Annotated in this window: 13 protein-coding genes; 12 read left to right on the top strand and 1 reads right to left on the bottom strand. The window is 62.8% G+C overall.

The annotated features are described in order from the left end of the window. The first annotated feature begins 234 nt into the window (after positions 1-234). Both ABJF10_RS15845 and ABJF10_RS15840 read left to right on the top strand, forming a co-directional pair. A complete protein-coding gene (locus tag ABJF10_RS15845) occupies positions 235-732 on the top strand; it encodes a hypothetical protein (protein WP_348545561.1) in 498 nt (165 codons plus the stop codon). Between the two features lie 143 nt (positions 733-875). Then, entirely contained in the window at positions 876-1,055 is a 180-nt protein-coding gene (locus ABJF10_RS15840; protein ID WP_348545560.1) for a hypothetical protein, read from the top strand. Between the two features lie 14 nt (positions 1,056-1,069). Here ABJF10_RS15840 and ABJF10_RS15835 read toward each other — a convergent pair whose 3' ends face one another. Continuing rightward, a complete protein-coding gene (locus ABJF10_RS15835) occupies positions 1,070-2,935 on the bottom strand; it encodes a M6 family metalloprotease domain-containing protein (protein ID WP_348545559.1) in 1,866 nt (621 codons plus the stop codon). A gap of 127 nt (positions 2,936-3,062) precedes the next feature. On the opposite strand from ABJF10_RS15835, the gene ABJF10_RS15830 reads away from it, so the two are divergent. The 10 genes from ABJF10_RS15830 (at position 3,063) to ABJF10_RS15785 (ending at position 21,338) form a co-directional block, all read left to right on the top strand. Next, on the top strand, positions 3,063-5,642 hold the full coding sequence (locus tag ABJF10_RS15830) for a tetratricopeptide repeat protein (protein WP_348545558.1): 2,580 nt from the start codon (positions 3,063-3,065) through the stop codon (positions 5,640-5,642). 2 nt (positions 5,643-5,644) lie between these two features. Beyond that, positions 5,645-6,568 (top strand): DUF4159 domain-containing protein, encoded by a 924-nt coding sequence (locus ABJF10_RS15825; protein ID WP_348545557.1) that lies wholly within the window; start codon positions 5,645-5,647, stop codon positions 6,566-6,568. 17 nt (positions 6,569-6,585) lie between these two features. Beyond that, positions 6,586-7,593, top strand: a complete 1,008-nt coding sequence (locus ABJF10_RS15820; protein ID WP_348545556.1) for a MoxR family ATPase — start codon at positions 6,586-6,588, stop codon at positions 7,591-7,593. A 6-nt stretch (positions 7,594-7,599) separates the two neighbouring features. Next, a complete protein-coding gene (locus ABJF10_RS15815; protein WP_348545555.1) occupies positions 7,600-8,538 on the top strand; it encodes a DUF58 domain-containing protein in 939 nt (312 codons plus the stop codon). Positions 8,539-8,555: 17 nt separating this feature from the next. Beyond that, a complete protein-coding gene (locus tag ABJF10_RS15810; protein WP_348545554.1) occupies positions 8,556-10,913 on the top strand; it encodes a CehA/McbA family metallohydrolase in 2,358 nt (785 codons plus the stop codon). 34 nt (positions 10,914-10,947) lie between these two features. Next, positions 10,948-13,020: a BatA domain-containing protein gene (locus tag ABJF10_RS15805; protein WP_348545553.1), complete on the top strand. Its 2,073-nt coding sequence runs from the start codon at positions 10,948-10,950 to the stop codon at positions 13,018-13,020. Beyond that, positions 13,017-16,775: a hypothetical protein gene (locus ABJF10_RS15800; RefSeq protein ID WP_348545552.1), complete on the top strand. Its 3,759-nt coding sequence runs from the start codon at positions 13,017-13,019 to the stop codon at positions 16,773-16,775. Before ABJF10_RS15805 ends, ABJF10_RS15800 begins: the two co-directional genes overlap by 4 nt. Next, positions 16,775-19,129: a glutamine amidotransferase gene (locus ABJF10_RS15795; protein ID WP_348545551.1), complete on the top strand. Its 2,355-nt coding sequence runs from the start codon at positions 16,775-16,777 to the stop codon at positions 19,127-19,129. Before ABJF10_RS15800 ends, ABJF10_RS15795 begins: the two co-directional genes overlap by 1 nt. After that, positions 19,126-20,106: a hypothetical protein gene (locus ABJF10_RS15790; RefSeq protein ID WP_348545550.1), complete on the top strand. Its 981-nt coding sequence runs from the start codon at positions 19,126-19,128 to the stop codon at positions 20,104-20,106. The genes ABJF10_RS15795 and ABJF10_RS15790 overlap by 4 nt, the downstream gene beginning before the upstream one ends. 149 nt (positions 20,107-20,255) lie before the next feature. Next, complete coding sequence (locus ABJF10_RS15785) at positions 20,256-21,338, top strand: PfkB family carbohydrate kinase (protein WP_348545549.1); 1,083 nt, start codon at positions 20,256-20,258, stop codon at positions 21,336-21,338. The last annotated feature ends 51 nt before the right edge of the window (positions 21,339-21,389 follow it).

Here is a 21,389-nt window from a genome sequence, read left to right as displayed (position 1 = left end):
GGCGGAGTATGCGGTGCGGCCGATAGCTTCCCTACCGGCAGGAGGCAAACCAAGGTCATCAACCGGAGTATTTTCGTGACGTTCATGGATCTCGGCCATCGTTGTATCCCTTCCGGGTCGCCGAGGAAAGACCGCGTTGCGGAAGATCCCGCACACCCGCGGCGGGGCCCCTTCCTGGCCGGCGTGGCTTTTTTGTGCGCGACAGAGTTCGTCCCTCGCGGTTTTAACAGAACCATGAAGTCTCCCCAGCATTCACCCCTCCGCATCCTTACCACCGTGATGGCCGGCCTCGCCGCGTGTCTCTGGATGACCACGGCGCCGGCCGAAGAACCCGCCAAGTCCGCCGGATCCACCCCGGAGCAGGAGGCGAAGTTTATCGCCACGCTGACCAACGCCACATTGAAGGGCCGCTGGTGCGGAGTGAAGGACGGGAATCTCGGGCCGGAGAAGGAAGACTCCTATACCATCGTGAGCGTCACGAAACTCGGCGGGGACAAGTGGCTGATCAACGCGCGCCTCCCCTACGGCGGCAAGGAAATCGACTTGCCGATTCCCGCGCAAGTGAAGTGGGCGGGCGACACGCCGATCCTCGTCCTGGACAATATCAGCATGGGCACACCACGCGCCTACTCCGCGCGGGTCATGATTTACGAAAAGACTTATTCTGGCTGGTGGGCCGCGCCAGATCACGGCGGCTTGTTGAGCGGCGTCATCGTCAACGGGAAGAATTAACCTCGGAGCGATCAAGCTTGGACGATCAAAGCACTCCCCCTCGAATACTGAATTCGCGACGCGCACCGCGGTCGGGGGCATCAGCTTTCGTCCATCCGGACTACCGCCCGGGGCGTCTGGGATCGGCCTGGTGGGGCGGGCCGTTGCTCCCCTGCCTGCTGCTGGTCATCGCGGTAGTGTTATTCAAGTTTGGGGGCGAGGCGTGGTGGTGGAATATCGGCGGCGGCCTCTGCACTGGCGGCGGCCTGACGCTCGGTTGGCGCCAACGCAATCGTTTCCGCTCCGGCGGCGATCTGCGCAAGCTCTATGGCAGGAGTGGATAGTGCCGCCACCCGCGTTACTCGTAGACGTAGCCGAGATAGAACGTGATGCGGCCGTCCGGCAGGCGGCGGATGTTGGTGATGTAGATCGGTTTTCTACCGCCGAGTTGCGAGCGACTGGAGGGCACGGTGTAGGGCGTAAAGGAGTCGTTGGAATCGCTCGGATAAGGTACGGTCTTGAGGAAGACCAGCGGGCCGGCCGGCCCATCGACGCCATGGGATTCCTCCAGCACCGGGTGCTTGCCGACGACGTGCCAGATCATCAGTCCTTCGCCGGGAAGGCGCTGGTCGAAGCCTTGGCGGCGGCGATTTTCGAGGAGCAGGTATTCGCTGCCATCGGCGCGCATGGGGATCTTGAAACATTGGTTGTCGGTGCCTTCGACTGGGGACAGGATGAGCTTCTGCTTCACGGCGGGATCGAGGACTGCAGGCTTTAGCCAATCGAGCCGTTCCTTGCACCACGCGCACATGTGTTGCGGCTGGCCGCCACCCGTCTGTTGCGACATGAGCGACCAGGCACCGACGCCTTCCGAGCCCGGATTCTCGGGGCGCGCGTAGAGGTCGGGCAGGCCGAGCATGTGGCCGAACTCATGGCAAAAGACGCTGATGTTGGCCATGAATTTGCCGCCCTCGGGGCAGATGAGATAGGGCCACATTTTCCCGCGATATTTTACCGAAGAGCGGTGCGGCCAGAAGACGCTGCCGCGATTGGTGGTGCGGAAGCGATCGCCGGCGTAAAGGAAGATCAGGCCGTCCACGTCCTTGAGACAGTCATCCCCTTCCCGCTTCAACAGTTGGTCGAGCGCCTCGGTGAATAAGGCCAGGCGAGGATTCACCGGCAGTTGCGGATATTCCGGCCGCGTCTTGCTCACGGGCACCCAGTCGAAGACGTGGCCCGAGACATTGAGATGACCGACGGAGATCTCCTGGTAATAATCGTGCAGGCTGCCGAAGACGGGCTGGCCGGTGATGTTGTTTTTGTGGGCGTAGGTGCCGCTGCTAAAGAGCATCTCCTCCCAGGCGGAAGTGGGAATGGCGTCGTTGTGCTTTACGTCGGGGAACTCGATGGGGACGACCGCAAGGCGGTAGGTGTCCTTTTTCCAAGGCGGCAGCGGCGGAGGTGCGTTGTTGCGCGTGTCCTCGGTGGGACTGGGTGCGAGTTTTACCGTGACCTGAGACTCCGCGCCATCGCGCCGGTAGGTCAGATGAACGGTGTCGCCGGGTTCCTTGTCGGCCAGCGCGTCGGTCACGGCCAGGGCGATGCCGAGGCTCGCGTCGTTGACCTTCACCAGCACATCGCCGGGCTTCAGTCCCGCGACAGCCGCCGGGCTGTCCGGTTGGACGGAGCGAATGGCGATGCCATCTTCACTCTCGGTCGCGGCCATCCCCAAGCCCAACACCGCGCGACGCTCCGCGAGCTTTTTCGGATGGCTCTGGGCAGCCAGGCTGGCGGCAAGCGTGAGCGGCTGGCCGTCACGCTCGACGCCCAGCGTCACCGTTTCGCCGGGCACATGCGCCAGCAAGACATTGCGAAATTCATCCACCGTGCCCACGGACTGCTTGTCGACCAGGCGCAAGCGGTCGCCCCGCTGCAAACCCGCCACTTTCGCAGGTGAGCCAGCGGCCACATCCACGATCGAAAGCTGGCCGTTGCTATTCGCTTCCACATCGACGCCGAGATAACCGCTCAAGCCCACGGAACCTTCCGTGGCTGGGTTCAGCGTCGTCTTTTGGGCGGTCTCCACGGTCTTGAATTCCGCGAGATCTGGCGGCAGATCGCTGCCTAGACCGGGGCTGACCGCGCCGAACGAAAGAAGGCTGAGGACGCCCGCTCGGAACCAGCAGGCGAGGAAAGTGCGAGGCTCGGGGGAGGAACTTGGCATGGCCCAAGGAGAAATGTTTGCACGGCGTTCGTCGAGCGGGACTTGCGAGCAAATACGCGACGCTTGGAAAATCCGCTTGCCAGTGCTCCGCGCTCGCTGAGGATGACGGTTATCCATGATATTGACCGTGCGTCCTGGCCCCCACCCGCGCACGCTTCTCCGTCGGCACATCCTGTGGCTGGCGACGGGATTGATTTTCGCCCCTTTCCTGCACGCGGCTACGGTCGAAGAGGCGCAGGCGCTCTTTCTCGGTGGAAATTATACCGGGGCCGCAACGGCAGCAGCCGGGGGCGCGCACGACCAACCGGAAGAGGCGACGTGGCCACTGCTCCAGGCCGAAGCGCTGAATGCCGTGGGGCGCTACCAGGAGGCGCGAGCGGTGCTTGATCCTGCCATCGAGCACTCGCCCAATTCGCTGCAACTCCGGCTCGAGTCCTACAAGACGCTGCGCGCTCTCGGTGCGGTCGACGATGCGGCCAAGCAGCTCGCGGAGCTCGACCGACTCGGGGGCGCGCGCGCGTGGGCGTATCGTTCGCCCGAGGACCGTGTGGCGCTGGCTCGGGCCGCGTTGCTCGTCGGCACGGATCCGAAGAAGGTGCTGGACCAGATTCTCGATCCGCTGCGCAAGTCGCAGCCCGACTTTCGCGATACCTACCTGGTGAGCGGTGAACTGGCCTTGAGCAAGAACGACTTCGCGCTGGCAGCCAGGATCTTCGGCACGGGGGTGAAGAAGTTTGGGGAGGACCCTGATTTCTGGTTTGGCCTCGCGCGCGCTTTTGCCTCGAGCGATCCCGAGGCGGCGCAGAATGCGCTGGAGCAAACGCTGAAGTTCAATCCGAACCACCTTGCGGCGCAGTTGCTCATCGCCGATGAATTAATTGACGGCGAGAATTACGACGACGCGGCGCAAGCGCTGACGAAGGCGCTGGCGATCAATCCGCATCTCGCCGAGGCGCATGCCTACCGGGCGGTACTCGCGCATTTGCGGGCGGATCCGAAGACGGAAGCGGTCGAACGCACCGAGGCGCTCCAGCTCTGGTCGACCAATCCGGCAGTGCCGCATCTCATCGGCCACAAACTTTCGCAAAAGTATCGGTTTGCCGAGGGTGTGGCGCTCCAGCGCGAGGCGCTGAAATGGGATCCCAATTACCTTCCCGCCAAGTCCCAGCTCGCCAATGACCTGCTGCGTCTGGGCGGCCATGACGACGAAGCCTGGCAACTCGCCGACGAAGTGCAGAAGGCCGATCCCTACGACGTGGTGGCTTACAACCTCACGGAATTGCATGACGCCATCGCCCATTTCGAGACGCTGAGCAGCGCACACTTCAACGTGAAAATGGACCCGCGGGAAGCCGGGATCTACGGACCGAAGGTGGTGAGCCTGCTGGAGCGCGCCCACGAAACGCTGACCAAAAAATACGGCCTGACGCTGCACGACAAGACGATCGTGGAGATCTTCCCCGACCAGAAAGATTTTGCGATCCGCACCTTCGGTTTGCCGGGAGGCGCGGGTTATCTGGGCGTGTGTTTCGGTCGCGTCATCACTGCCAACAGCCCCGCCTCGCGCCCCAATTCGCCGAATTCGTGGGAGGCCGTGCTGTGGCACGAGTTCTGTCACGTGGTGACGCTCACCCTCACCGAGAACAAGATGCCGCGCTGGCTCAGCGAGGGCATCAGCGTTTACGAGGAGCGCCAGGCCCGGGGCAACTGGGGCGAGCAAATGAAACCGCGCTACCGGGCGATGATCCTCGGCGAGGATCTCACGCCGATGAGCCAGCTCAGTGCCGCGTTTCTGAAGCCGAAGTCCCCCGCGCACCTCGGGTTCGCCTACTATGAGTCATCGCTGGTCGTCGAATGGCTGGTCGAGCATTGGGGGCTGGAGAAGGTGAAAGCGCTGCTCGCCGATCTCGCGCGAGGTGTGGAAATCAACGCGGCCCTGGCCGCGCATTTCGCCCCCATCGAACAGCTCGATGCGGACTTTGCTGCCCATGCTGTGGAGATCGCGAAGAACACCGGACCGAAGCTAGACTGGACGCCGCCTGGGGCCGCGGATTTTGCCAGCGCGAAGCGGCTCAATGATTTCATCGCGAAGAACCCGGACAATTTCACCGCCCTCACCGAGCGCGCAAAGGAATTGATCGAGGCAAAGAAATGGACCGAAGCGAAAGCGCCGCTGCAAAAGCTGATCGAGCTCTATCCGAACCAGCACGACGCCGGCAGCGCTTATGCGACGCTCGCCCATGTCCACCGCATGCTCAAGGAGTCCGAGGCCGAAATTGCCATGCTGAACAAGCTCGTCGAGTTGAACAGTGACGCTGTGGACGCGTTTGAGCGACTGATGCAAATCGCCGCCGAGCGCAAGGACTGGCCCGGCGTGCTGGCCAATGCCGACCGGTTCGCGGCCGTCAACCCCTTGAGTCCCATTCCGCACCGTTTTGCGGCGGACGCTCACGAGGCCCTGGGCGAGAAACCGGGCGCCATCTCCGACTATCGAACACTGCTTCAGCTCGGTCCCTCGGACCCCGCGGAAATCCATTACCGGCTGGCTCACCTGCTCCATTCCATCGGCGACGTCGCGGCGAAACGCGAAGTAATCCTGGCGCTGGAAGACGCACCGCGTTTCCGCGCCGCACTGCAGCTCCTGCTCGAAATCGACGAACCGGCTGGCAAGCCCGCACCGGGCTCCACCACCGACGACGCCAAATGACCATGCCGCGTCGCCTCTTACCCCTCCTGGTCACCCTGCTCGTCCTTTCCGCCAGCCTCGGCTACGCGCAGTGGCGGCGTCGCAATAGCGAGGGACCGATCTACTATACCGAAGGCGGCGACATGGTGGACTCACGGACGGTGAAGACCGCCCGCGAAATCGCCTCGCACAGCACGGGCACGCCGGAATGGAAGAACCCGCCGGAGTTTTCGCGCGATGTCTTTACCTTCGTCCGCATCATTCGCGATCGCGATCCCTACGGCTCGCCGAGTTCCGGCAGTTGGATCACCGATTTTCCTGACAGCGACCTGAACCTTTCCTTTCGGCTCCAGCAGATGACTTCGATCAAGGTGAACCCCGATGGGCGAGTGCTGCGGCTGACCGATCCGGAGCTGTTTCGCTATCCATTCATCTACATGGTCGAGCCCGGCGCCCTGATGTTGCGCGACGAGGAAGTCGAAATCCTGCGCCGCTATCTGCTGAATGGCGGCTTTTTGATGGTCGACGATTTTTGGGGCGAATGGCAGTGGGAAGGTTTCGCGGAGCAGATGAAGCGCGTCTTCCCGGATCGCGAGTTCACGGAGCTCCCGATGAGCCACGAGATCTTCCACTGCGTCTTCGACCTCGGCACGGAGAAGAACAAATTGCAGACGCCCAACGAACGCCTTGGCTCGATGAGCAAGTATTCCGGCGTGACGTGGGAGCGGCACGTGCAAAAGGACGGTGGCTACGAGGAGTGCACAGAAATGCACGTGCGTGCGCTCTACGACGACAAAGGCCGCATCATGGTCCTCGCGACACACAACTGCGACAATGGCGACGCCTGGGAACGCGAGGGCGAGGACGACTATTTCTTCCACGAATTCTCGGAAAAGCGCGGCTTTCCGCTGGGCATCAACATTATCTTCTACGTGATGACGCACTGACGTTTCACCTTCTACTCATGACCAAACAGCCTCCTCCCGTCCCTGTCGCCGATCCTGACGCCAAAATCTTCGAGCAACTGCAGGCCGCGCGACCGCGGATCCTCGCGGAGCTCGGGAAAGTGATCATCGGACAGCAGGACGTCATCGAGCAAATCCTCGTCGCGCTGCTCGCCGGTGGGCATTGTCTCATCACCGGCGCGCCGGGGTTGGCCAAGACGCTGCTGGTCAAGAGCATCGCGCAGATTTTCCACCTGGAATTTCGCCGCATCCAGTTCACGCCCGATCTCATGCCCACGGACATCACCGGAGTGGAGATCCTGCAGGACACTTCCGAGGGCCGTCAGCTCTCCTTCGTGAAGGGGCCGATCTTCGGCAACATGATCCTTGCGGACGAAATCAATCGCACGCCGCCCAAGACCCAGGCTGCGCTGCTTGAGGCGATGCAGGAGCATCAGGTCACGGCCAGTGGACGCCGCTATGTCCTGCCCGAGCCGTTCTTTGTCCTCGCCACGCAGAACCCGATCGAGATGGAAGGCACCTATCCGCTGCCCGAGGCGCAACTCGACCGCTTCATGTTCAATGTGGTCATCGATTACCTCCCAGAGGACGATGAAGTCGCGGTCATTCAGCGGACTACCTCGCTCGGCGGCGAGAAGATCGACACGCTCTTCACGGGCGAAGACGTCCTCGCCTTTCACGCGCTGATTCGCAAGGTGCCGATCGCCGAGGATCTCGTGCGCTTCGCCGTGCGAATTGCCGCGGCGACCCGGCCTCGCCAGCCCGGGACGCCGGCCTTCGTCAACGATTGGGTAAGCTGGGGCGCCGGCACTCGGGCCGCGCAATTTCTGACCCTCGGGGCAAAAGCCCGCGCCCTGCTCAAGGGTCGCGCGCATGTGACGAAGGAAGATCTCATCGCCCTCGTCGCCCCGGTCTTGCGCCATCGCGTGCTGATTAATTACCGGGCCGAGGCGGAAGGCGTGGGCGTGGGCAAAGTCATCGAGCGCGTGTTGGAAAGTGTGAAATAGCCGTCTATGGCCGCTCCCCTGCCCCGCGCTTCCTCGAGCCTGCTCGACCCTGCGGCGCTCATGTCGATCCGCAATCTCGAGTTGCGGGCCCGCACAGTAGTCGAGGGATTCTGGCACGGGCTGCATCGCTCGCCGTATCACGGCTTTTCAGTGGAATTCACCGAGTACCGGCCTTACACGCCGGGTGACGACCCGCGGTATCTTGACTGGAAACTCGCCGGGCGCACGGACCGTTATTTCATTAAGAAATTTGAAGACGAGACGAACCTGCGCTGCTACCTGCTCGTCGATCTGAGCCGCTCGATGAGCTTCGGTTCACAAGGCTATTCCAAGGCGGAATATGCCCGCACACTGGCCGCGACACTGGGTTGGTTTCTCTCCCAGCAGGGTGACGCGATCGGCTTGCTGACCTTCGACGGTGCGGTGCGCGAGTATTTGCCGGCCCGGCATCGCCCCGGGCATTTGCGGCAGCTCATGCTTGCGCTGGAGAAACCCGCCGAGGGCCGCGCCACCGATCTGGCCGCGCCGCTGCGGCGCATGGTGGAACTGGTGCGCAAGCGCGGACTCGTCGTCTTGATCAGCGATTTGCTCGCGCCCATTGACACGTTCGCGGGTCCCCTTGGTCTTCTCACCGCCGGCGGGCATGAAGTCATCGTCTTCCAAGTGCTCGATCCAGCGGAGGTGAATTTCGATTTCACGGTGGCCGCACGATTCGAAGACCTCGAGACCGGCCGCGATGTCTTTCTCGATCCGGCGCTGGCCCGCGGAAACTATCAACGGCGCCTTGGCGAGCATCTGAATGCGGTGCGCGAAACCTGCCAGGGGCTGGGCATCACGCACGTCCAGCTCTCCAGCGCACAGTCCCTGGAGACGGTCCTTTTCGATTTTCTCAAGGCCCGTGCAGACCGTGGCAAGGTTATTCGCCGACGAGCGCCTGCGGCGTAAAACCCACCAAGTCCCCCATGAACCTCCACCTCATCCTTCTAGCCGCGCTGCTTTGCCCGGCTTTGGGCTTCGCCGAAAATTTACCGGTGTTATCCGGGATCGACGCACAGCCACTGGCCGCACAGGCCCGGCGGTTGGCCGACGCCCTCGAGATCACTGGATCGCCATTAAGCGGAGATGAGAAGGCCGTGCTCAACGCCGCTGTAAATCTCTCCGACGCCGATACGGCCAGCGCGAAAATCCAGGCCGTGCTCGATCCCCATTGCCTCGTGGGGGTGAACATCAATCCGGAGATGCGGGTAAAAGTCACTCCCGGTTCGGTGAAGGCAGATTTGATCGAGCAAGGCTGGTGCACTTTTCTGATCAAAGTGATCAACGAGGCGGGTACCACCGCTCCCCTCAATGTCTTCAGCCCGCAGGCCCAGTCGCTCTACAGCGGTGGCTCCGCCCGCAACGTATCGGACATGCGATTGCGCCCACGGAGCGGCGCCGCGGAACCGATTAAGGAAGCTGATCTCTGGCTTGATCTCCAGATGTTTGACAAGCCACCTCTCCAGCCCACCCTGAGCGGCTTGCACCTCGAATATCGCCTCGTTTCGCTCTATTCACGCGATGCTGGAAAACGTGAGGCGACGCTGACATTCGATGTCGGCCAGGGCACGCAGGATCTCGGCTTTCGGAGCGAGACGGCGCTGCTCTTCTCCGCGGCGACGGCCCGGGAAGTCGTCCTACGGGTCCATGACGAACACGGCGCGCCGACAACCGGCAGCTTCGTCATTCGCGACCGGATGCAACGGGTCTATCCATCCACCGCCAAGCGGCTCGCGCCCGATTTTGGGTTTCAACCGCAGATCTATCGCGCCGATGGCGAGAAAGTCCGTCTACCCGATGGCGACTACACGTTCGAATTCTCGCGCGGACCGGAATCCGTGGCCCACACCCAAACCGTGCACATCGATGCCAAGGCCCGCGAGCTGGCTTTCCAGGTCGAGCGCTGGATCGACCCGGCGCAGCTTGGCTGGTGGTCGGGCGATCATCACATTCACGCTGCCGGCTGCGCACACTACACGAATCCCACCGAAGGAGTACTGGCGCAGGACATGATGCGCCACTGTCTGGGCGAGGATCTGAAAGTCGGCTGCAATCTCACCTGGGGCCCGTGCTTTGATTTCCAAAAGCAGTTCTTCACCGGGCATGAGGACAAGGTTTCGCAATTTCCGTATTTGCTCCGTTACGACATCGAGGTCAGCGGCTTTGGCTCACATCGCTCCGGGCATCTGTGCCTGCTGCGGCTGCGGGACCAAATGTATCCGGGTGGTGCGTCGAAGGGCCACTGGCCCACTCTGGGGCTGAACACCCTGCGCTGGGCCAAGGCGCAGGGCGCGCTCGTCGGCCCCGCCCATTCCGGCTGGGGTTTGCAACCCATCGCGGAGGATGATCCCCAGCGTCTCAGCCCTAAACCCCCGGCCGGTCCCACCACCACCCAGCTTCCCAACTACGTCATTCCACCGTTCAGCGGCATTGGCGCAAATGAATACATCGTGGACGTCACCCACGAGTTGCCGGGGCCAGACGGCAAGCCGGTGCCCGCGGTCGATTTCATGTCCATGGTCGATACGCCATATCCGTGGGAACTAAACATTTGGTATCACACGCTGAATGTCGGCTTCCGCACTCGGATCAGCGGCGAGACGGATTTCCCGTGCATCTACGGCGAGCGGGTTGGCCTGGGCCGTTCTTACGTGAAGCTCCCCGAGAAATGGAATTATGAGGATTGGTGCGAGGGTATTCGCGCCGGACGCAATTACGTGAGCGATGGCCTCAGCCATCTCATCGACTTTCGCGTCAATGAAACGCACGTCGGGGAAAATGGCAGCGAGTTGCGTCTCCCATCACCGGCCAGTGTGCACATTTCCGCGCGGGTGGCCGCGCGGCTGAATGAAACGCCGAACGATGAGATTCGCCGGGCCCCAGTCGCGCAAAAGCCCTACTGGAACATCGAGCGCGCGCGGCTCGAAAGAACCCGCGAGGTGCCCGTCGAGGTCATCGTCAACGGCCAGTCCGTGTCCACCCGGCGCATCGTCGCCGACGGCCAGCTCCAGGATATCTCCTTCGACGCGAAGATCGAACGCAGCAGTTGGATCGCCCTGCGCATCCTGCCGTCCTCGCACACCAATCCAATCTTCGTGCTGGTAGGCGGCCAACCCATCCGGGCCTCGAAACGCAGCGCCGAGTGGTGCCGGAAATCGGTCGACCAATGCTGGTCGCAGAAGGATGCCACCTATGCCGTTTTCGAGTTGGCCGACGCTCGGGCCGCCTACGAACATGCCCGGCTAACCTACGATCGGCTGATCACCGAATGCCTCGCGGAATGAACAAAACTCAACCAGTCCCGCGGCAACTCTTCGCATGAGTTTCCTCGCGCCACTCTTTGCCCTCGGGGTACTCGCGGTTGCCGGACCGATCCTCTTTCACCTCATCCGCCGGACGACTCGCGAGAAAACGCCGTTCAGCACCCTTATGTTTCTGGAGCCTTCGCCGCCGCGCATTACCAAGCGCAGCCGGCTGGAGAATGTGGGGCTGCTCCTGCTGCGTTGTCTCGCCCTCGCCCTGCTCGCCCTGGCGTTCGCCCGCCCTTTTCTCCAGCGCGTGCTGCCTGGTCCGCCGCCTGGCTCCGGTCAACGCATCGTGATCCTCGCGGATACGAGCGCGAGCATGCGGCGGGAAAACCTTTGGGCCGAAGCTCGCGCGAAGATTGAAGAACGTGTGCGCACCGCCCATCCGACGGACGAAATCGCGCTGCTGACTTTCGACCGCGAGATGCACACGGTGATGAGCTTTGAGGAATGGAGGAAAACCGCGCCAGACGAGCGCGCCGCCGCCACCACCCAGCGCCTCGCTGCCATCACTCCAAGATGGAACGCGACGCGGCTCGATGCCGCACTACTGCATAGCATCGAAGCGCTCGACCAGGCCGGCCAATCGCTGCAAGGCAAGCGCGAGATCGTCGTCGTCAGCGACATGCAGGAAGGCGCACAACTCGACGGCCTGCAAGGCTACCAATGGCCGCGTGGCATCAGCGTGACGATCGATCCGGTTTCCGCGCGAGCGCAGGAGAACGCCGCGGCGCAATGGCTCTCCGAGAGCGAGGAAAGTGACAAGCCTGGCGAGGAGGTCCCCTTGCGCGTGCGGGTCAACAATGCCGCCGAATCAAAGCACGAGCAGTTTCAACTTCGCTGGCAGGGCGCGCCCGAGGGCACTTTGCCGATTGACGCGTACGTTCCCGCCGGCCAGGCGCGGATCGTTCGTATTACGAAGCCACCGGCGGGCGCTACCGCCCTGGCGCTGAGCGGTGACGATACGCCTTTTGACAATACGCTCTCCATTCTGGCGCCCCAACCGGCACAACTGCCGGTCCTCTTTGTTGGCCCGGATGCGGACGAGGACCCCCATGGTTCGCTCTACTACCTGCGCCGGGCCTTCCCTAAAACCGCCCACCAAAACGTCGAGATTCTCGCGCATCGGGATGGGTCCGCCGTCCCCGCTTATCAACTCCAGCAAGCGCAGCTTCTGGTTCTCGGCGAGACGACCGCGAGTGCTCCCCTCGCCTCGGCGCGACAATTCGCCCGCGACGGCAAGATCGTCGTCCTGCCGCTAACCTCCGCGACCAGCGCAACCACCCTCGGCCAAACATTGGAGATGCCCACACTTTCCGCGCCGGAGGCCACGGTTAAGGACTACGCGCTGCTCGCCCAGATCGATTTCCGGCATCCGCTTTTCGCCGCCTTCGCCGATCCGCGCTTCAGCGACTTCGCCAAGATTCATTGGTGGAAATACCGCCGCCTCGATGCTTCCGCACTCCCGGGTGCGCAGACGCTGGCGCAATTCGATAGTGGCGATCCCGCGATCGTCCAGGTGCCGCTGGGCAAAGGCAGTGTCGTTGTTTTTACGAGCAGTTGGCGGCTCGCCGACAGCCAACTCGCACTTTCGTCGAAGTTCGTTCCCCTGCTCCAAGCCTTGCTCGAGCAGAGCAGCAGCCTGCCTCCGCAGAAAGCACAGTATTTCGTGGGCGACGACGTGCCGCTGCCCACCGGTCCCCAACCAATCACCGTCCGCAAACCGGACGGCAAGGAACTGGCGGTCGCTCCCGGGGCGAAGTTTTCCGATACCGATCAACCGGGAGTTTACGCCGTGTCACCCGGGACCCAGCGCTTCGTCGTGAATCTCTCCCCGGATGAAAGCCGCCTGGCGCCATTTTCCACCGAGCGGCTCATCGCCCTCGGGGTTCCCTTGCACACGGTCCATGAAACGGCGGCGGAGGTTGCCCGACGCGAAGGTCAGGCCCAGGCCGTGGAGATCGAAAATCAGCAAAAGCTCTGGCGCTGGCTCCTGGTGGCGGCCCTCGGAGTATTGTTGCTAGAAACGCTTTTTGCCGGGAAACTCTCCCGTCCCGCCAGCGGTTCCACCACTGCATCCACATGATCACGCCGTTGCTCCAAACTGCCCTCGAGCCCGTTATCGACCGGCACCGCACACTCCGCAGATTGCGCTGGCTCGTTCTCGGGCTCGCGGTGCTGACCATCGCAGTCGCCGTGGCTGCGAAGCGACACGTGGCTATTCCAGATAGGAAACTCCTCGCGATCCTGCTCATCCTCGGCATCTACGGTGCGGCCCGCATCGCAGGAAGGCTGTGGCGGCCAAATTTCCAGACCGTCGCGCGACGGATCGAGCAACAGCATCCCGAGTTGCACGCGCTGCTGATTACCGCCGTCGAGCAAAAGCCCGATCCGCAGACCGGCAAATTCAACTTCCTCCAGCAGCGCGTCGTCCGGCAAGTCGCCGAGGAAGGCCGCAAGTCGAACTGGCTGGATGCCGTGCCCGGCTGGCGCCTGTGGAGCCTGCGGTTGATGGCCTGCATCTTCGCTGTCGCCACCCTCGCGCTGAGCTTTCGCACCACGCGGCCAGCGGCGACAGCCCTCGCGGAAAGTGTCCCCGCGGAAGCGGCGGTCACCGTGAATCCGGGCGACACTACGGTCGAGCGCGGCTCCGGGCTGGTCGTGCTCGCAGATTTTCATCGTCATCCTCCCGGCGAGGCCACACTCGTGGTGCAGCCGAAAAACCAGCCGGCGCAACGCATCCCGCTGGTCAAAAACCTGGACGACCCGGTCTTCGGCGGCGGCTTGCCGGAAGTCGACGCCGATCTCACCTACCACGTCGAATATGCGGGCCAGTCGACTCGCGATTTTTCCGTGAAGGTGTTCGAGCATCCTCGACTCGAGCGCGCGGATGCGACGTTGCGCTATCCAGGCTACACGAAGCTGCCGGAAAAGAAGGTGCCCGATACCCACCGGGTCAGTGGCGTCGAAGGCACGAAGCTCGATGTGTCCTTTCAACTCAACAAGTCGGTGAAATCCGCCACCTTGGTCGCCAAGGATGGCTCCACGCTTCCACTGGCTGTACAAGCGGACAAGGCGGTCGCCGAGTTGCGCGACTTTCCGCTGAAGGCCAGCCAGACCTATGAATTGAAGCTCGAGGATGCGGAGGGGCGCGCCAATAAGTTGCCGACGCAATTCATCGTCGAGGCGCTCCCGAATCGCCGGCCGGAGTTGAAATTTATCACCCCAAAAGGTGACCCTCGTGTTTCACCGATCGAGGAAGTCGCCTTCCAGGCCCAGCTCTGGGACGATTTCGGGCTGTCACATTACGGGCTCACCATCAATGTCGCGGGCCGCGGGGAAAAACAGATCGAGCTCGGGCACGACACGCACGCCGATGAAAAGAAGGACGCCGCTTATCTTTTGAAGCTGGAGGAGCTCGGAGTGAAACCCGACGAGCTCATTTCGTGGTTCCTGTGGGCGGACGATGTGGGGCCGGACGGGAAGGTCCGCCATACGGCAACTGACATGTATTTCGCGGAGGTGCGCCCGTTTGAGGAGATCTTCCGGCGGGACAACAGCGGCGGTGATGGGAGCGGCGGCCAGGGTGAGGGCGAGAGCACCAAGCTGGCGGAGATGCAAAAGCAAATCGTCAGTGCCACCTGGAACCTGAAACGGGCGGAAGATGGCCTGGAGAAACCGAGTGACAAGTATCTCAAGGACGAGCCGGTGGTGCGTGACTCGCAAGAGGAGGCGCTGAAAAAGGCCAAACAGCTCGTCGCCAAGGCGGAAGACCCGAAGCAGCACGCACTCGCGGAGAATGCGGCGCACGAGATGCAAACCGCGCTCGATCATCTCACCAAGGCCGCGACGTCCAACGCCCCGTTGTCCGACGCGCTCGCCGCCGAGCAGACTGCTTACGATGCGCTGCTCAAACTCGCGGCGCATGAATTTCGCGTGCAAAAGAACAAGCAGGGCAAGGGCACCGCGCAGCAGCGCCAGCAGCAGCAGCTCGATCAATTGGAGATGAAGGACGAGAAGGAGCGCTACGAGACCAATCGCGAGGCCAAGCCGCAAGAGAACGAACAGCAGCGCGAGCAACTGGCCATCCTCAATCGCCTCAAAGAGCTCGCGCAACGCCAGCAGGACATCAACGAACGGCTGAAGGAACTCCAGACTGCCTTGCAGGACGCGAAGACCGAGCAACAGAAAGACGAGATTCGCCGGCAGCTCAAGCGGCTCCAGGAGGAGGAGAAGCAAATGCTCGCCGACATCGATGAGACCAGGCAGAAGATGGGGAAATCCACCCAGCAAGCGCAGCTCGCTGACGAGAAGCAACAGCTCGATAAGACGCGTGATGAGGCGCAGCAAACCTCGGAGGCGATGGAGAAAGGCGCGCCTTCGCAGGCGCTGGCCAGCGGCACCCGCGCTCAACGCGATCTCCAGCAGTTGCGCGACGAGTTTCGCAAGAAGACCAGCGGCCAGTTCAGCGAGGAAATGCGGCAGATGCGCAACGACGCGCGTGAACTGGCCAAAAACCAGGAGGACCTTGCCGAGAAGCTGGCGCCACAGCCCGCGAAACCGGAACGTCCGACACTCGATGGCAGTGGCGAGCGGGAGCAACTCGCGGACAAATTTACCAAGCAGCAAGGCGACCTCAGCAAGCTGACGGAGAAAATGAAGGACGTCAGTGAAAAGGCCGAAGGCGCAGAGCCGCTGCTCGCCAGGGAGCTCTACGACACGCTGCGCAAGTCGACCCAGGCTGGCACGGACCAGACGCTGGAAAAGACGCAGCAACTCGCCCAGCGCGGCTATGCGGACGATGCCCGCCGGTTCGAGCAAAAGGCCCGGAAGGAAATCGAGGATCTGAAGACGGGTGTGGAGCACGCTGCGGAAAGTGTCCTCGGCAACGAGGCGGATGCGTTACGCGCCGCCCGGGCGGAAGTCGACGCGTTGAAGAAAGACTTGGAGCGTGAGATCGCGACCGCGCGACCGGACCTGGCCCAAACATCGCCGGCGGAGAAGGCCGGGGAAAAGTCCGGGATTGGCGCCAAAGGGCAGCCTCAACAGGACGGAAAACCGCAGCCAAGGAAAGATGGAAAGGAAGCGTCTGAGCAATCGCCAGAGGGCGGGCAGAAAGGGAGCGGCGACCAAAAAGGTGGCGGGCAGAAAAAGGGCGATGGAGAGCAAAAGAGCGATAGCCCAGCCGGCAATCAAACGGCCGATGGTAAAGGCGAAGGAGAAGGTAAACCTGGCCAGAACGGGAAAGCAGGCGGAGAACAAGCCGGCGCCAAGCCGCAGCAAGACGGCTCGTCACCCGGTGAATCCCCCGGAGGCGACAATGCCACCGTGCAGCAAGGTGGCAAGGGTGGAAACAACGGCTCCGCGGCGCAACACAATGGCAACAATGGCGGCCAGCGCGACGCGGGCCGACTCCGCCAATTGGCCAGTCATGCGGGCGAGAATTCGGGAAGTGGCGGAGATGGCGGGAATGGCGGTGGTGGTGCGGCCACGGCATTCGAGGGGCCTCTGACCGGCGATCGCTTTGTCGAGTGGTCGGATCGTTTGCGCAACGTCGAGGAAATGGTGGATGATCCCAATTTGCGCGCCGAGATCGCGCGTATTCGCGAAACGGCCAAGGGAGTTCGCGTGGATTTCAAGCGCAATGGAGCAGAACCAAAATGGGACATGGTGAAATCGAAGATCGGCAGTCCGCTCGCTGAATTGCATAATCGTCTGACCGAGGAACTCGCCCGGCGCGAGTCGAAGGAAAGCCTGGTGCCGCTGGATCGTGACCCAGTGCCACCCAAATACGCCGAACGCGTGCGACGTTACTACGAAGAACTCGGCCGGAGCCGTTGATGCTGCAGATTGCCGCGCTTTTTCTGGCTGGGCGGGATTGGCTATGGCCGGCGGTGGCCGTGGGCGGCGCGGTCCTTTGTGCCGTGACCTGGTCCTACCTGCGCACGCCCGCCCCTCACCTGCTCCGCCTCGCCTGCGCCGTCTTGAAACTGCTCGGCACCGCCATCCTGCTGGCGTGCCTGCTCGATCCGATGTGGTCTTCCCAGCGGGCCAAGCCGGGCGCCAATGTGCTGGCTGTCGTGGCCGACAATTCGCTGAGCATGACTTTGCACGATCGCAACGTCGCCGAGTCGCGCGGCGATGTGCTGCGGCGCGCGGTGAGCGGCCAAGGCAATCTCTGGCTCACGCGGTTGGGCGATAACTTCGAGGTGCGGGATTATCTCGCGGACACCCGCCTGCTGCCGTCCCAGAATTTTCGCGAGCTCTCCTTCGACGGCCGGGGCACGGCTCTCGGGCACACGCTCGAGCAACTCCTCGAGCATCACCACGGCCAGCCGCTGGCGGGCGTCATTCTGCTCACGGACGGCATCGCCGCTGATCCCGCCAATATGGAAAAGCTGCGCCAACTGCCGCCGCTCTATCCTGTGATCTTCACCCGCGACAGCCCCGCTCGCGATCTCGCCATCACCAACTCCGCAGTGACGCAGACTTCCTTCGAGGACGCCCCGGTTACCATTCAGGCCGACATCGCGGCCGTGGGATTTTCCGGCGAAGAAATCGTCGGCAAGCTCGTTCCGGTTGTAGCGGGCAAAACCGACGCCGACGAGAAGCCTATCGCCACGGAGACGGCCACCGTCCCCGCCAATGGCGAGAAAGTCGTCCTCCACTTTCAAATCCGTCCCGCCAAGACAGGCGTGTTGTTCTACCGGCTTAAAATCGCACCCACGCACCCCTCGACGCCCGAAGTGACGCTGGCCAATAACGAGAGCATCATCACCGTGGATCGCGGCGCCGGGCCGTACCGCGCGCTCTACGTGAGCGGACGTCCGAATTGGGAATACAAGTTCCTGCACCGCGCGGTGGAAGCAGACGACCAGACGCAACTCGTCGGGCTCATCCGCATCGCGAAGCGCGAGCCGAAGTTTTCCTTCCGCGGACGCACGGGCGAGGACAGCAATCCGCTCTTCCGCGGCTTCGGCAACCAATCGAAAGAAGACATCGAGCGCTACGATCAGCCGGTATTCACCCGGCTGAACACGGTCGATGAATTCGAATTGCGCGACGGCTTTCCGAAGACGCCCGAAGAGTTGTTCAAGTATCGCGCCATCATCCTCGATGATTTGGAAGCCGAGTTCTTCACCCAGGACCAAATGAGTCTGCTCCAGCGTTTCGTGAGCGAGCGCGGCGGCGGCTTGCTCATGCTCGGGGGAATGGAATCGTTTCGCGACGGCAAATACGGACGCACCGCGGTGGGCGATATGCTCCCGGTCTATCTCGATTCCAAGACCGAATCCAACCCTGAAGGCCCGCTCCATTTGGGTCTCACGCGCGAAGGCTGGTTGCAGCCGTGGGCACGGCTGCGGGCCAATGAAGCGGACGAGCGTCAGCGACTCGCCGACTTGCCGGAATTTGCCGTCTTCAATCGCACCGGCACCGCCAAGCCGGCGGCCACGGTGATCGCGACGGTGAACGATGGACACCACGATTATCCCGCCCTCGTTACGCAACGCTTTGGACGCGGCCGCACGGCGGCCCTGTTGATCGGCGATTTCTGGGCCTCCGGCCTCGGCGATGAGAAGCGGCAGGCTGACCTACTCAAGGGCTGGCGCCAGATCGTGCGCTGGCTCGTGGCCGACATCCCCGACCCAGTGGAGGTGCGTGCCGAACCCCAACCGGACGGCGCCAGCGTGCGTCTCCAGGTGCGGGCGCGCGACGCCAAATTCCTGCCGTTAGACAACGCCGCGGTGACACTCAAGGTTTCCCGGCCGGAGGCTCCGGCGAGTGAGGCGCCTCTCAGCCTCCATGCGGAACCTTCCGCGAGCGAACCCGGCCTTTACGAGGCGAGCTTTATCCCCCGGGAGAGCGGCGGCTATCGTGTCGACGCAGCGGTGGTCAACGAGACGGGCGCAGCTGCGGGGCAAAGCGCCACTGGCTGGACGAGCGATCTCGCGGCGGCAGAGTTTCGCGACCTCAAACCGAACCGCGCCTTGATGGAACGTCTCGCCCAGCAAACCGGAGGACGCGTTCTTTCCCCAGACGATCTCGCTTCCTTCGCCAGGGATCTGCCCTCGCATCGAGCTCCCGTCACCGAAACGTGGACGCGTCCGCTCTGGCACACGCCGTGGGTGTTCCTTTTGGCGCTGCTTTGCTTTGTCGGCGAATGGGGCCTTCGCCGCTGGAAAGGACTCGCATGAGATTGCTCTGCCTTCTGGTCATCCTTGCCCTCACGACGCCACGGCTCGTGGCCGAAGAGGCCACCCCGCCCGTCTCCGTCATCGTCGCCGTGGGCGCCGGGGGTGAACTGGCCTACGCCGATGCTTTTGCGCGCTGGGCGGCCAATTGGCACAAGGCCGGTGAAGCGGCGGGTGCGCAATTGAAGTCCATCGGCGGCGATGAATCCGACTCGCTCGCCCATTTGCGGCAGGCTCTGGATGCGGAACCGAAGGACGGTCCAGTCGAACTCTGGCTCGTCCTTCTCGGCCACGGAACATTCGACGGCCACGAAGCCAAGTTCAACCTGTTCGGCGACGATCTCACCGCCTCGGACCTCGCTTCGCTGCTCCAGCCTTTCCATCGCCCGGTCATCGTCGTCTGCGGCTTCTCCGCCAGCGGCGCTTTCCTCAAGCCGCTTTCCGCCGCCGGTCGGGTCATCATCACCGCGACTAAGGCCGGGTCGGAAAACAATTTTGCCCGCTTCGGCGGATACCTTTCAGAAGCCATCGCCGACCCGGCGGCGGATCTCGATAAAGACGGCCAGACTTCCCTGCTCGAGGCCTGGCTGGCCGCCGCCCAGCGCACGGCGACTTATTACAAGGACGAAGGCCGTCTCGCCACGGAGCATTCCCTACTGGACGACAACGGCGACGGCCTCGGCACACCGCCCGACTGGTTTCAAGGCGTGCGCGTGGTCAAAAAATCGACCGCCAACCGTTCGCCCGACGGCCTGCGCGCCCACCAAATCCACCTTGTCCCCAACGCTGCCGAACGCTCGCTCTCACCCGCCATGCGCGCCGAGCGTGATGGCATCGAGAGGGACCTGGCACAGCTCCGGGATCTGAAGAATTCCATGCCCGAGGAGATGTATTTCACCCAGCTCGAGTCTCTCCTGGTCAAGCTCGCCCACCTTTATCAAAAGCAGGATCCGGCACTCGAGACTCCGGCAAAGCGATGATCGCCCGCCAGCCGGGTTCTCTTTTTTGAAGACAAGCACGGGCGCTTTTGCCCATGATGCCCCTCCCTCGCCTCAGCAGGCCGGGCCTTCCCCGCCCTGGCGCGCTGGTTCGATCCACCGTTTAACCATCAAATACCACCTACCATCGAATGAAGTACGGTTTGAATATCCGTGAAAGTGGCGCACTGGACTTCCTGTCCCTCGGCGCTCTCGTCCACCGCCTCGACCCCGGCATCATCCCTTTTCGCAAGGCCTCGCATTGCGACATCCACGTCAGCGGCGGCGAATTCAACTGTGCGGCCAACCTCGCCGACTGCTTCGGGCTCAACACGGGCATCGCCACCGCGATGGTCGACTACCCGATCGGCCACCTGATCGCCGAACGCGTGAAAGCGATGGGCGTGAAGCCCTTCTACAAGCACTTCAAGCACGACGGCGTCCATGGCCCAAACATGGCCACCGTCTACAGCGACCGCGGGCACGGCGTGCGCGCCCCCGTCGTCTTTTACAATCGTTGCAACGAAGCGGCCGGCATGCTCAAGCCCGGTGATTTCGACTGGAAGTCGATCTTCGCCAGCGGCGTGCGCTGGTTCCATAGCGGCGGCATTTTTGCGGCGCTCTCGCCGACCACGGCTGACGTCATCATCGAAGCCATGCAGGCCGCCAAGGCCGCGGGCGCCGTCACCTCGTTCGATTTGAACTACCGCGCCAAGCTGTGGGACATCGTCGGCGGCCACAAGCGCGCGGTCGAAGTGCTCGATCGCATCGTCAAGAATGTCGATGTGCTCGTCGGCAATGAAGAAGATCTCCAACTCGGCCTCGGCATCCCCGGCCCGACGGTCGAAGCGAAGTCGAAGGTCGATTCCGCCGCGTTCGAGAGCATGATGGATAACGTCATCAAGAAGCACCCGCATGTGAAGGTCGTCGCGACCACCCTGCGGCACGTGCACTCGACCAACCGCCACACCTGGAGCGCGGTCGCCTGGATCGACGGCAAGGTTTACAATGCCCCGACCGCGGAACTCGACGTCATCGACCGCATCGGCGGCGGAGACGGCTACGCCGGCGGTTTCTTCTACGGCCTGCTCAACGGCGAAGAGCCCGAGGAAGCCGTGAAGCTCGGCTGGGCCCATGGCGCCTTGCTCACCACCTTCCCTGGCGACACCACGATGGCGACCGTCGATCAGGTTCGCGCCTTCGCCAAGGGCGGCTCCGCTCGCGTCCAGCGCTAGAGACTGTTATGCACTTTTGACTGGTACGAGGAGGCGGAGTGAGCTTGAAAG

It is taken from the genome of Chthoniobacter sp. (assembly GCF_040003245.1).
Lineage (GTDB): Bacteria > Verrucomicrobiota > Verrucomicrobiia > Chthoniobacterales > Chthoniobacteraceae > Chthoniobacter.
Note: the sequence above shows the minus strand (reverse complement) of the source record. Positions and strands in the feature narration are given on the sequence as shown.